We start from the raw sequence: 12,642 nt of genomic DNA, 5'->3' as shown, positions 1-12,642 counted from the left end.
AGGGGCTTTTTGTTTAATGTGTGAGCTGCGTCACAAATACCTGGGGTGCCACAGGCTGCCAACTTGTGCTGTAAAAGAGAGTCTTGGCCTCTCCCCGAGAGGCAGTTAGTATGAGTGCAAACTCAACATGCCATATCAAATAACAATAATATTTTTCCTGTCAGGAGAACCATGAAAATTTTTAACGCGTCCGATGTTGAGGACGGTGAACTGCAGCGCCGCATTGCCTCTTTGCACCTGTTTCGTGAAATTCGTGAACAGGATGACAGTCAATACCAGCAGCTGCTGGAGCACTCCAGGGTACTGTTGTTCGAGCCCGGCGACATCGTCCTCAGCCCAGGTGGCCTTGATCGTTGGCTCTACTTCCTGGTTCGCGGCGAGTTGGAAGTGCTGGCTCGCGATGAATCCACATTGCTTACCGAACTGCACGCTGGTGAGATTTTTGGTGACATTGGCCAGCTGACCCGCAAACCCCGAGGCAACTTTGTGCGTGTCCCGGAAAAGGGCCGCCCGGTAACGGTGTTTGCGGTGGATTTTGACCAGCTGGGAGACCTGGATTATCACCAGGAAATTCATATACCCACCAAGATTTGCCTCTACAAGCAGTTGGTTCACGTGTTGCGTTGGCGCAACGACTGCTATCGCCATAAATTCCCTGATAGCGAATTGGCCACCAAACCATATGACAGTACACCCAACCTGGGGCGCGACGGCTCTATTGAACAGCTCCACGGCCTGGCGGCCCAGGCGGAGAAACTGGCAGAACGGTTGATCTACTTGAACTACGAGTTGGGTGCTTTGGCGGTTGAAGACAAGCCGCTGGAGATGGCCTTGAGTTGAGTAGCGCCTGCCATTTTATCTGAGCAGGTTGGATAGCAGGGCGGATATCGCTTGCAGCCATTCCACCCCGTGTTTGTTATTCAGGGGCCAGAGTGTTGAGTTGATCCAGCATAACCTTCATCAGGTTTTTGGCATAGGTTCTTCCCCTGGTGCGGATAATGCTTCTATCCACCTCATCGCCATCTTCATAAGTAACCGCTTCTGCAGCAAACGCCTGGAAGAACCAGTTGTAGCAATAAGGCAGCTCTTGATCTCTGCGGCTGTAGCGAGCAATTTCTCCGTCGCTGCCGGTAGATTCTTTAATCAAGTTGGGGATGATGCGGGTTTTTACCTTGCGTTCGTTTTCCAGTTGGTAGATCAGCAGGTAGGGGCCAGAATAAGAGGTGTGAAAATCTGCGCCAAACCAGATTTCTTTGCCCTCTTTTTCCACTTTGTCGACGATAAAGTCTCTGGCGGTGCGTGTTTCCGGCTGGGTAAAGTCGACCCAGTCCCGATTTAGATCAGCGCCGTTGGCATTGTGGCGCCATTGCCCTTCGTCAGCGCCATCGGGGTTCAGCAAGGGGAATACATAGAGGTTGAATCTGGAGCGGAATGCTTTGGCAATGTCCGAGTCAGAAACCACTTCCTCAAAGAAGGCTTCAAAGCCAATGGTTCCCCCTGGTATTTCCGGCGGGTGTTGCCTGGCAATCAATACCAGCGACGGCTTAGCGGAATCTGGCTCTGATGACACCACAAAAATATCCCGCCCCATAACGCTTTTCCCGGCAACGGATTTTTTCAGGTATTTGCGGGATGACATCAAATCACCCAGCCATTAGTAGGTATCGCTGGAGGAGGTAACTTCTTGAGCGGCAAGCCAGGTCTTTTGTTGTTCTGCTTGCACATTAAGGGTAATCAATGTGTCCCCTTCGGAAGCCACCACACCGTCTACTGGTTGCCAGTTTTTGCCGTCTCGGCTGATTTTGGGGATATAGCGATGTTTGTGTGCAGTGTATTTAATGTTCAATTCAACGGTTTTTGGTTTGTCACTCCACACCTGAAAGGCGAAATAAGAGCTGCTGTTTACAGGGATATTTTCAGGCTCAATCGTTAGCTGATAGCGGTTTGCTGCCAAACGCACCGCATTGTTGAGGCGGGCGCCATCGAATTGGTTGCTTATATAGACCCCGTCTTGGTCAAAGCCATAGGTTTTCTTTTGCTGAATCGCTACCGTGCCCGCCGCAGGGGCGGTTTGCACCTGGTTGCCTGGTGCATCGCTATGAGCGGTGCAGCCCTGTGCCGCAAAGCAGCAGAAGATAACCAAACTGTTGATTATTGTTTTCATCGCAGACCCCTTAATGAATCAGATACAAAACCATAAATATCCCCACAACTATGAAATCATAGGCCAAGGAGCGGGGAGTTTCAGGCGTTTATCCCCCTAAGGGGTGTTGTTTGCTTGGGCCGCGGAATTCGGGGTTTACGATTTTCTGCTTTTTTATTCCAGAACAGCTATTCCGTAATTGCCTTTATTGGTTTAGTATTGTCGCCATAATGCTAGCCAGTGGCTGGCTTTTTCTTTATTTCTCAGGGACTTATTGTCAGGAGATGGTTGGTGAGCAAGAATGTTCGTATTGCGCTGGTGGTTTTTCTGGCGACTCTGTTGTGGTTTGTCACGGGCATGTGGAAGGCCCCGCAAGTAGAGGAGAAAGCCGACAGCGCTGACAACCAGCGCACTCTGGTCACCGCCCAGTGGTTTAACGCTCAACCCTATGCCAGCCGCTTTAGTGCCCGCGGCCGCACCGAGCCCAATCGGGCTGTGGATCTGCGTGCGGAAGTATCCGGCCGGGTTGTCGCCGTGCCAGCGCAACGGGGACAGCAGGTGGACGCCGGAGATGTGGTTTGTCGCCTGGCGGTGGAAGATCGTCAGCAACGCCTGGACGAGGCCAGCGCCGCCCTGAAAGAGGCGCAATTGCGTCACGAGGGAGTCGCCAAGCTCAAGCAGCAAGGGTTGCAATCGGAACTGGCTATTGCCGAAGCCAAAAGCGGTCTGGAGCGCGCCCGCGCTGATCTGAAAAGACGCCAACTGGATTTGCAAAACACCGAAATTCGCGCCCCGTTTGCCGGTGTGGTGGAAACCCGCCCAGTGGAAATCGGCGACTTTATGAATCGCGGTGACAGCTGTGGCCAGTTGTTGGAGATCTCACCCCTGAAAGTGATGGCCCAGGTGTCTGAACAGCAAGTGCAGAAAGTTTCTCTGGGCAGCTCCGCAGAAGTGGAGCTGGTGGACGGCAGCCGGGCAAGCGGTGAGATTACCTACCTGGGGCAGCAGGCCTCCTCCGCCACCCGCACTTATCGTATTGAAGCCACCATCGACAACGCAGACAGCCGCCTCCGGGCCGGGCTCACCGCCCAGTTCAAGGTGTCTTCCAGAGAATTGTTGGCCCAGCGTATTCCCTCCAGCGTGCTTGGCCTGGGGGACAGCGGCGAAATCGGTGTGCGCCTGCTGGACGACAGCTACCGGGTGCAATTTCAGGAAGTCCAGATTGTCGGCGATGACAGCGGCGGCGTATGGGTACTCGGTTTGCCGGATAAGGCTCTGCTGATTACCGTGGGCCAGGAGTATGTCGCCAACGGCGAACAGGTGCAGGCAAACGTCGTTGACAGTGGCGCTGAAAAAGCCGCTGGTGAGGTGGTTACTGCGGAGTCGCCAGCGTCATGAAACTGCTCGACAAAGCCATCAGCCATTCCAGGGCAACCCTTTCCATACTGGCCTTTATCCTGCTTGCTGGCTTTGCCTCCCAGAGGATGATGACTCTGGAAGTGGCTCCCAACGTCAACGCGCCCTTTGTGATTGTGTCGGTATTTCACGACGGTATTTCGCCGGAAGACGCGGTGCGTTTGCTGATCAAACCCATGGAAACCGAGCTCAAATCCGTGGAGGGCATCAAGGAAATCAAAACCTACGGCAACGAGAGCCTGGCAACCGCGGTTATTGAGTTTGAAATTGAGCGGGATTCCGACGCGGCCATTCAGGATGTGCGGGTGGCCATGGATCGCGCCCAGGCAAAATTCCCCGCGGATACTGAAGAGCCGGTGGTGCAGGAAGCCTCTGCCTCCAAAGAGCCGACACTGGTGATTACCTTTTCCGGCAAGGGTGTGCTGGAACGGGAGCTGTTTCAAATTGCCCGTCGCTATCAGGATAAAATCGAAGCCCTGCCCAGCGTGCTGGAAGCTAACCTCAGCGGCAGCCGTGAAGAAGTGGTGGAGGCAGTGATCGACCAGTCGCGGCTGGAACGCTACAACCTGCGGGCGGAAGAACTTTACCAGGCAGTGGTCAACAACAACCGCCTGATTCCCGCCGGTGAGTACGACACCGCCCAGGGGCGCTTTGGCGTAAAAGTGCCAGCGTTGATTGAAACCCGGCAGGATGTGTACAGCCTGCCGCTACGTTTTGATGATCAGGGAGTTGTCACTCTGGGGGATGTGGCCGAAGTTCGCCGCACCTTTAAAGACGCCAACGGGTTTAGCCATATCAATGGCAAATCCACCATTGCCCTGACGGTATCGAAGCGGGACAAATTCAATGAAATCGATACCGCCGAGGCCATCAAGGCGGTCATCGACGAAGGCCGTGACGCGCTGCCCGCCAGTGTGGAAATTATCTACGTATTCGACCGTTCCGAATTCAGCTACCAGATGATCAGCGAACTGTCTGGCAACATCCTCACGGCGATGGTGCTGGTGTTGATTATTGTGGTGGCGGCTCTGGGGTTGCGCTCCGGGTTGCTGGTGGGTTTTGGTATTCCATTCTCCCTGATGGGCAGCGCCATCATCCTGCAAATGATCGGCTATTCGTTCAACTTTATGGTGGCGTTTGGCTTGTTGCTGGCGCTGGGTATGTTGATTGATGGCGCCATTGTGGTGGTGGAATACGCGGATCGTCAGCGCAGTCTGGGCAAGTCCATGAAGGAGTCTTACCTGATTGCCGTGGGGCGTATGCGCCTGCCGGTAATGTCCTCCACCGCCACTACACTGTTGGTGTTTTTGCCGCTGATGCTGTGGCCCGGCACTACCGGAGAATTTATGGGTTACCTGCCAGTCACCGTGTTTGCGGTACTGGTGTGGTCACTGATTTATGCGCTGTTCTTTTCGCCGGTACTGGGCACCCTGATTGGCCGTGCCCAGAAAACCCATCGCACCGTTGAAGCGACACAGTCCGACAGTGCCTGGCCGCAGAAACTGACCCGTTTTGGTCGGGGTTACGCCAGCCTGGTGGGGGCATTTGTGCGTCAGCCGGTGGCGGTGTTTGTGTCCGCGATTGTTTTGTTGTTTGTGGTGTTTGCCATTTACGGGCAGTTTGGCCGCGGCGCCATGTTCTTTACCGAAACCGAAAACAACTACGGAATGGGTGCGGTGCGGGCCAAGGGTAATTTGTCGGTGGCGGAGCGAGAGAAATTGACCACCCAGGTAGAGCAGATTCTGTTGTCCGTTCCCGAGGTGAAAGCGGTGTATTCCGCCAGTGGTGGTACCGGGGTAGGGGACAACGGCAGCACCCGTTATCGGGACGAAGTGGCCGAGGTATTGATTGAGCTGGTGGATGCCAGCGAGCGGGAACGCAGCAGCCGCGAGGTGTTTGCTTCTGTTCGTGAGGCCACCGCCAATATGCCCGGCATGTATTTTACCGCCGACCCGGTTGAGGGCGGGCCGCCTACCGGGCGCGACGTGCAGTTGCAATTGGCATCGGCGAATCAGGACAAACTGTTTGCCACCGCGCGTATGATTCGTCGCCACCTGGAAGAAAACGTCGAGGGTTTACGGGATATTGAAGACACCACACCGCAGCCCGGTATTGAATGGGAAATCACCCTTGATCGCGCCCAGGCGGCCATGCACGGTGTCAACGTGACCTTGGTGGGCCAGATGGTGCAGATGATCACCAACGGCGTACTGCTGGGCAAATACCGCCCGGACGATGCCGAAGACGAAGTGGATATTCGGGTGCGTTACCCCAACAGTGATCGCAGCCTGTCGGCGCTGGAAAATATTCGCGTTACCACCGCCCAGGGGCCGGTTCCTGTAGCCAGCTTTGTCAAACTGGTGCCGCAGCAAAAGGTGGATAGCATTCAGCGCATCGATCTGGAGCAGGTGGCCTTTGTTCGCGCCAACACCCTTGAGGGTGTGCTGGCAGACACCAAGGTGAAAGAAGTGCAGCAATGGCTGGAAACCGTGGATATCGACCCTGCTGTGCAGGTCAGCTTTCGCGGTGCCAATGAAGAACAGGCGGAATCCGGCCAGTTCCTCGCTACTGCGGGCATGATGGCGCTGTTCCTGATGCTGATTATGATGGTGATGCAGTTCAACAGCTTCTATCAGGCGTTCCTGATTTTGTCGGCGGTGATTATGTCGACCGCGGGTGTGCTGTTGGGTCTGGTGTTCAGCCAGCAGCCGTTCAGCATCATCATGACTGGCGTGGGCATTATTGCCCTGGCGGGGATTGTGGTGAACAACAACATTGTACTGATCGACACCTACAATCACCTGCGCCGCGACCGCCCGGATATGAGCCCTTTTGAGGCAGCGCACCTGTCGGCGGTATTGCGCCTGCGGCCGGTACTGCTCACCACGGTGACTACGGTGGTGGGTTTGATGCCGCTGGCCAATGGTTTCAGTGTGGACTTTTTGCAACGTACCGCCGGATTTGGTGGTGCGGTCACCTCTTGGTGGACGCCCCTGGCCAGTGCCATTGTCGATGGCTTGGTGTTTTCCACTTTGCTGACCTTGCTGGTCACACCGGCACTGATTGTGATGCCGCAACAGCTGAAACGCTGGTTCTCCAAAGGTGAGGATAAACCGGAGCCATACAGCGGCAAGCCGGACGATAGCCGGCCCGCAGGAATCGGTATTTCGTGACCGCCGTGCATCCGCCTTGGGCGCAACGAGCTGAGCAACGCTATCGGCAGTTGTGCCTAGGGGCGCGGACTCTTTTTGATGACCCTCAGTGGCCATTTGATCACACGACAGGGCTGGCTTACCTGGAAGTCGCCAATCATTTGGCCAGACAGTGCCGTGGTCGCCATAGCCCACTTATGGTGGGCATCAGCGGTGGTCAGGGGGCTGGCAAAAGTACTCTCAGCCACTTTGTTGGTCAGCTGCTTTCGGATGAATACGGCCTGTCTGCCCAAGTGCTTTCCCTGGACGATTTTTATTTCAGCAAAGCCCGGCGTCAGCAGTTGGCGCAGGAAGTACATCCGTTGTTTACCACCCGCGGTGTGCCCGGCACCCACGATCTGCAGTGTTTGAACGACGTTCTCGCACACTTGCAGAGCGGCAACCCGGTCAGACTGGCCCAGTTTGATAAAAGTGACGATGATTTGCTGCCAGAGCGGCAATGGCAACAGAGTGTGACCAAGCCTGATGTCATATTGCTGGAAGGCTGGTGCATGGGCGCTTTGCCGCAACCGCAAGAATCCCTGGTACACCCGGTAAACATTTTAGAGGCGCAGCAAGATGCTGATGCCCGCTGGCGCCACCAGGTAAACCGCTACCTGCAGGGCAGCTACAAAGAGTTATTTCAACGCCTGGATACACTGCTCTATCTGCAAGTGCCGGATATAACAGCAGTGCGTCGTTGGCGGCATCAGCAGGAGGCGGGGAAGGGGCTGTCTCAGCAGCAAGTGGACGAGTTTGTGCAGTACTTTGAGCGCCTGACAGACTGGATGCAGCAAACATTGCCACAGCGTGCGGATCTGGTGTTAGCATTGTCTGCCACTCATCAGGTGCAGGATATTAGAGTTAATGCCACTTAAAGTTATATTTCGAGCTGCTTTTATTTTTTGGGCGTTGCTGTCCGTATGCGCCTCTGCTTTCTTACTATTTACACAGCCCGCCATCTACTGGGCTGGCCCTTTGGTGGCCGGCTTGGCACCAATGGTTAACCTGGTGTTTCCCTACGACAAACAAATCTCTCCACATCACAAGGTAAAACTGCCCAGAGTGTCTTTGCTGGTGATGCTCAGCGTGGCACTGGTATTGCTGACCATTCCCGAGCGGGGATTGGCGCTGTGGCTGACACTGGGCTGTCTGGGAGGCTTTTTACTGGATACCTACTGGGCTCGCGAGCCCGAATAAAATCATCAAGGAGTCATTATGAGCAATCAAGAAAATGCCGCGCTGCTGGCCGCCGTTTCTGCAGCCAGTGAGCGCTGGAAAAATGCCTTTAACAGTGGCGATGGTGCCGGTTGTGCAGCCCAGTACGAGGCGGATGCCGTTATGCACGCGCGCCCATTTGGTACTTTTACCGGCACTAAACAAATACAGGCATTCTGGGACAACTTGATATCTCAGGGCTTTTCCGATGTGGAGTATGTAGAACCAAAAATGGAAGTGGTGGACGCCAACAGTGTTTTGCTTACCTCAGGCTGGAAGATGAACAACGCCTCGGGTGTAATTCATAAAGAGCTGTGGGTTCTTCAAACCGATGGCACCGCCAAACTTCGCGAGGATGACTTCGAAGCTCAGGGTTGATTTCAGGTAACCTCATGGCGAGATAAATCGGCAGCAAAGTCGACTTGTCTCTAGGAAGGAGTTAATTTCTGCAACCTGCAACTCGCTTGCCTCTTTCCTCAAATCATTCGACAATAACTGTAATTATATACAGTTATTGTCATGCGCAAAATTATCCACATCGACTGCGATTGTTTTTACGCCTCTGTAGAGATGCGCGATGATCCATCCCTGCGGGATTTGCCCATTGCCATCGGTGGCCAATCTGATCGGCGGGGGGTTGTTGCCACATGCAATTATCCAGCTCGTGAATACGGTGTGCGCTCTGCTATGGCATCGGCTCACGCGCGCCGCTTGTGCCCCAGTTTGATTCTGATTCCACCGCGTATGGACAAATACCGTGAGGCGGCAGAGCAGATTCGCAAAATCTTTTTTTCTTATACAGAGCTTGTGGAGCCGTTGTCGCAGGATGAGGCATTTCTGGATGTGTCCGACTGTGAACAATGCCGGGGCAGCGCGACCTTGATTGCCCAGGAGATTCGCCAACGTATAGCCAGCGAAGTTGGCGTAACCGCATCGGCGGGTATTGCTCCCAATAAATTCCTCGCCAAAATTGCCAGTGACTGGCACAAACCCAATGGCCAGCTGGTGATTACCCCTGACGAAGTGCCTGACTTCGTCCGTCGCCTGCCAGTTAACAAGATATTTGGTGTCGGCAAAGTGACGGCAAAAAAGCTGGAGCGCATGGGTATTTTGACTTGTGGCGAGCTTCAGCAGCGTGACTTAACCGCTCTGGTGGAGAGTTTTGGAGTATTTGGCCAGCGGCTCTATCAACTCAGTCGTGGTGAAGATAATCGCCCGGTAAAACCCCATCGGCGCCGTAAATCCCTCAGTGTGGAACACACTTACGCGGCGGACTTGCCAGACGCCAATAGCTGCCTGAAGAAATTGCCGGAATTGCTGGTTGAATTGAAAGGGCGCTTGCGCAGGGTGGATGACAGCTATCAGGTGGTTCGGCAGTTCGTCAAAGTGAAGTTTAATGACTTTGCCGTGACCACCCTGGAGCGCGCCCATGACCCGAAGCTGTCGCTGGACAGTTTTGCCGCGTTATTGCAAGAAGCGTTCCCGCGAGGCAATCGCCCAGTGCGATTGCTGGGTATTGGCGTCCGTTTTGTGGATTTAACTACAGACCATGGTTTTGTGCAGTTGGAGCTATTTGCCCGTTGAATATTTGCCCTTGTGGGTCGGCCTTTAGGCCGACAAAGTAATCACTACGTAGCAACAATCTTGTCGGCCTAAAGGCCGACCTACACAATCGCCCAGCGCCTTACGGCATGGACTTCATAAACCAGGAAAACTTGTTGCGCCACCAGATAACCAGAGCGGGTGTTGAGGAGCCGATACCGGCATCGTGCAATCTGGGGTGGTTATTCACCACTTGAGAAAGAATATTTTCCTGCTCAGGTTTGGTATCCACAAAAAACACATGCTGCCCATCTTGCAGTTGCTTTTGAAAGCGTTTGAATTGCTTGTGAGGTTCCTGAATGCCAAACAAGCCGCCTTCCCAAGTGCAAAATCCCAGCACAATAATGGCCAGGAAGATAAAGGGCACCCAGGTGGTTTTTTCCGGAAGGTTGGAGTTGTGGGCCAGTAAAAGCACGACAGCGGCGGCCAAAATACCGATAATCGCGCCAATGATGGTGCCGTTAACCACATCTTTTCGCAGTACGGCTTCTACTTCATTCAGGTGTTCATGTTTCGCCACATCGGCGTCATTCAGGCTCAATACATGTATCTGTGGGGCGGTGAATCCCTGGGCCTCAAGCTCCTGCTCAACATTTTCCAGATCATCCAGATCACTGCTTATGTAATAGTGTCTTTTCATCTGTAAACCCTCAGTAATTGATTGGCAATGCCTGTCGAAATACTGAATCGAAAAAGCGGCAAACCTTTTTCAAGTATAGCAACTGGATAGGTAATTGCCCGTCGCAGTGGTAGAGTGCACGTTGATTTTGACTCTCAACAAGGCGAAAAATTCGATGAAAAGGAAATTGACAGCGTCACTGGCGTTTTTTCTGTTGTTGGCATTTTCTGGAACGGTATGGAGCGCCAATGACAAAGCGCTATTTTGGAAGCTGGAAACCAAGAGGGCCACGGTTTATCTGTTTGGCTCAATTCACCTGGCGGACAAAAGTTTTTACCCGCTGCGCCCGGAGGTAGAAAAAGCCTTTGCCAGCGCCGATGCCCTGGCGGTTGAGGCAGATATTCTCAATATCGATGCGGTTCAAGAACAGAGGTTGCTGTTCCAGTACGGTATGTATCCAGCGGGTGAGCGGCTTACCGACCATATTTCGCAGGCAACTTTGCAATCCCTTGAGTCGGCCCTGGTGAAGCACGGTGTGCCGCTGCCTGAGACCATGTATACGCGCATGCGTCCGGGCACACTGATGGTTACACTCGGTTACCTGATGGCGGCGCAATCTGGTCTGGACGCGAGCTATGGACTGGATTTGCACTTTCTCAGGCAGGCCACAGAAAACAACAAACAAATTCTTGAGCTGGAAGGCTCAGAGCAGCTGATGCAGTTAATGGCTTCTCTGGGGCCTGCGGATTTTTTGATCCAGGAAACCATCGGGCAGTTGGACGAAGCCAGTGAAATGATGGCGCCTATGGTGGAGGCCTGGAAGCAGGGTGATGAAAAGACCCTTGAAAAGATTGCCGTTGACAGCATGGACAGTGGCAGCAAAGAGTCCAAGGCTCTGGTAGATGCCTTTTTATACGACCGCAATCACGGCATGGTAGAAAAGATCGAGGGTTATATTGCCAAGGGCGGCACGTATTTTGTGGTGGCGGGTTCCGCTCATTTTGTCGGTGACGAAGGGGTGCCGGAACTGCTGAAAAAGGCAGGCTATTCTGTAGAAAGGCGCTGAGGCTTCTTTAGGGTGCCTCTAAAAATAGTGATATTTTTTGCGAGAGCAAGGCGGCGGCGCACGGAGACCCGGAGTGTATAAGGCATACATGAGGAGGCGAGTACGACGCCAACGCAGCTATCGCGGAAATAGTGCATTTTTAGAGGTGCCCTTCAATAACTTTCGCTTTAAGGCTTTGCTAAACGGGCGCTTGCCAAACCATATCTGAAAATAGGATTGGCCCAACTGCGCAGATTGGCTTTGAGAAATAAGCGCCCCGTTTTTCTGCAACAACAGCCCGGTGTTATCGGAATAACAGATGTCGTAACGCTCGCCCTTGGTCATGGCCTGGTAGTTGCTGTTAAAGCGTTGCAGTTCGCCTTCTATCGCAGAAAACTGCGCTTCGCTGAGATTGCGTTGCAACAGTGTGTAGGCGGATTTTTGAAAATCCTCTGGGGAAAAATCCCGTTTATACACAATGGAAAGCTGGATCGGCTGATTCAGGGTGTCTTCTTCAATACTGCAGTCTTGCAAATAGAGTGCCGCTGTTCCCACATTAAACACGGCCATGACTCTGATATCTGTACTGTTGCAGAGTTGTAATTGCTGGTTATCCAGCATGGCTGTGGGCTGAAATACGTCACTCTTGGCATACAGACTGCTGGCATACAAATTGACGCTGGCTGATAACACGCTGACCGCTAACAGCCAGCACTTTACAAACGCTGAATTCACAATTGTTCCCTGATCAGTTTTATCGGCAGGCCCACATAGGGGATATGCTGGTAGAAACCGTCTACTCCATCCCAATAATCCTGATGAACCACGACCTGGCCATTGCTGTTAAAGCGCAAGTGAGTAATGCCTATTGACTCACTATCAATGGTTTTTCCTTTTACTTGCGCGGTGATGGTCATCGTCCAGCGCAGGTAAACATCGTTGCCGCTGCGAGCCATGTCGTCGATCACTACTGTGGAACGGCTCAAATTCTCGGCGGTGTGTACCAGATAATCACGCAGCTCCGCGCGGCTTTCAAAGGTATTAAACGTATCGTTGAAATACAGCGGGTCGGCGTACAAGGAATCTACAGACTCCGCCAATGTAGGCGCAATCAAGTCCTCATAAACCTTGGAAAAGTTGGCTATTGCGCTTTCGCTGGCAGGCTGCGCTGGAAATTTCGCCAGCGCGGCCCGGTAATTGGCACTGTGATAGCTGTTGCGGGGCTCGTCGACGCTCACCAAAAGCCAGAGCCCTGCGATCAGGCTCGCTGTTACCAGAACAGTACAAAGCGCCATGTAAATATGCAGTGTTTTTTTCATGGTGCCATTACAGGCAAGTGGCTGTGAAAAATGAGTGAAAGGGGGCTTCACGGTTTTTTCACGAAGCCGGCGATACTTTGGTGTCACCT

At 53.4% G+C, this 12,642-nt stretch carries 13 protein-coding genes; 8 read left to right on the top strand and 5 right to left on the bottom strand.

The features are described from left to right. The first annotated feature begins 171 nt into the window (after window positions 1-171). Window positions 172-840 (top strand): cyclic nucleotide-binding domain-containing protein, encoded by a 669-nt coding sequence (locus QSV34_RS01295; RefSeq protein ID WP_289151300.1) that lies wholly within the window; start codon window positions 172-174, stop codon window positions 838-840. Window positions 841-916: 76 nt separating this feature from the next. On the opposite strand, the gene QSV34_RS01290 is transcribed toward QSV34_RS01295, so the two are convergent. Next, window positions 917-1,639: a M14 family metallopeptidase gene (locus tag QSV34_RS01290; RefSeq protein ID WP_289151298.1), complete on the bottom strand. Its 723-nt coding sequence runs from the start codon at window positions 1,637-1,639 to the stop codon at window positions 917-919. Window positions 1,640-1,654: 15 nt separating this feature from the next. Then, window positions 1,655-2,164 carry a M14-type cytosolic carboxypeptidase gene (locus QSV34_RS01285; RefSeq protein WP_289151296.1) on the bottom strand — a complete coding sequence of 170 codons (510 nt, stop codon included), beginning with the start codon at window positions 2,162-2,164 and terminating at the stop codon, window positions 1,655-1,657. A gap of 270 nt (window positions 2,165-2,434) precedes the next feature. On the opposite strand from QSV34_RS01285, the gene QSV34_RS01280 reads away from it, so the two are divergent. The 6 genes from QSV34_RS01280 (at window position 2,435) to dinB (ending at window position 9,552) form a co-directional block, all read left to right on the top strand. Next, window positions 2,435-3,541, top strand: a complete 1,107-nt coding sequence (locus tag QSV34_RS01280; protein ID WP_289151294.1) for an efflux RND transporter periplasmic adaptor subunit — start codon at window positions 2,435-2,437, stop codon at window positions 3,539-3,541. Beyond that, on the top strand, window positions 3,538-6,732 hold the full coding sequence (locus QSV34_RS01275) for an efflux RND transporter permease subunit (protein ID WP_289151292.1): 3,195 nt from the start codon (window positions 3,538-3,540) through the stop codon (window positions 6,730-6,732). The genes QSV34_RS01280 and QSV34_RS01275 overlap by 4 nt, the downstream gene beginning before the upstream one ends. After that, window positions 6,729-7,628, top strand: coding sequence for a hypothetical protein (locus QSV34_RS01270; protein ID WP_289151290.1), 900 nt, complete (start codon window positions 6,729-6,731; stop codon window positions 7,626-7,628). The genes QSV34_RS01275 and QSV34_RS01270 overlap by 4 nt, the downstream gene beginning before the upstream one ends. A 112-nt stretch (window positions 7,629-7,740) precedes the next feature. After that, window positions 7,741-7,950, top strand: coding sequence for a hypothetical protein (locus QSV34_RS01265; protein ID WP_289151289.1), 210 nt, complete (start codon window positions 7,741-7,743; stop codon window positions 7,948-7,950). 18 nt (window positions 7,951-7,968) lie between these two features. Then, a complete protein-coding gene (locus QSV34_RS01260) occupies window positions 7,969-8,346 on the top strand; it encodes a nuclear transport factor 2 family protein (protein ID WP_289151287.1) in 378 nt (125 codons plus the stop codon). A gap of 141 nt (window positions 8,347-8,487) precedes the next feature. Then, window positions 8,488-9,552 (top strand): DNA polymerase IV, encoded by a 1,065-nt coding sequence (gene dinB, locus QSV34_RS01255; RefSeq protein WP_289151285.1) that lies wholly within the window; start codon window positions 8,488-8,490, stop codon window positions 9,550-9,552. 100 nt (window positions 9,553-9,652) lie between these two features. Here dinB and QSV34_RS01250 read toward each other — a convergent pair whose 3' ends face one another. After that, window positions 9,653-10,210, bottom strand: coding sequence for an NAD/FAD-utilizing enzyme (locus QSV34_RS01250; protein WP_289151284.1), 558 nt, complete (start codon window positions 10,208-10,210; stop codon window positions 9,653-9,655). Between the two features lie 154 nt (window positions 10,211-10,364). On the opposite strand from QSV34_RS01250, the gene QSV34_RS01245 reads away from it, so the two are divergent. Beyond that, window positions 10,365-11,255 (top strand): TraB/GumN family protein, encoded by an 891-nt coding sequence (locus tag QSV34_RS01245; RefSeq protein WP_289151282.1) that lies wholly within the window; start codon window positions 10,365-10,367, stop codon window positions 11,253-11,255. Window positions 11,256-11,372: 117 nt separating this feature from the next. Here QSV34_RS01245 and QSV34_RS01240 read toward each other — a convergent pair whose 3' ends face one another. Continuing rightward, entirely contained in the window at window positions 11,373-11,969 is a 597-nt protein-coding gene (locus tag QSV34_RS01240) for a chalcone isomerase family protein (protein ID WP_289151281.1), read from the bottom strand. Beyond that, window positions 11,966-12,553: a nuclear transport factor 2 family protein gene (locus QSV34_RS01235; protein WP_289151279.1), complete on the bottom strand. Its 588-nt coding sequence runs from the start codon at window positions 12,551-12,553 to the stop codon at window positions 11,966-11,968. The genes QSV34_RS01240 and QSV34_RS01235 overlap by 4 nt, the downstream gene beginning before the upstream one ends. Window positions 12,554-12,642: the final 89 nt, after the last annotated feature.

This window comes from Porticoccus sp. W117 (genome assembly GCF_030341905.1).
Classification (GTDB): domain Bacteria; phylum Pseudomonadota; class Gammaproteobacteria; order Pseudomonadales; family Porticoccaceae; genus SCSIO-12696.
Note: the sequence above shows the minus strand (reverse complement) of the source record. Positions and strands in the feature narration are given on the sequence as shown.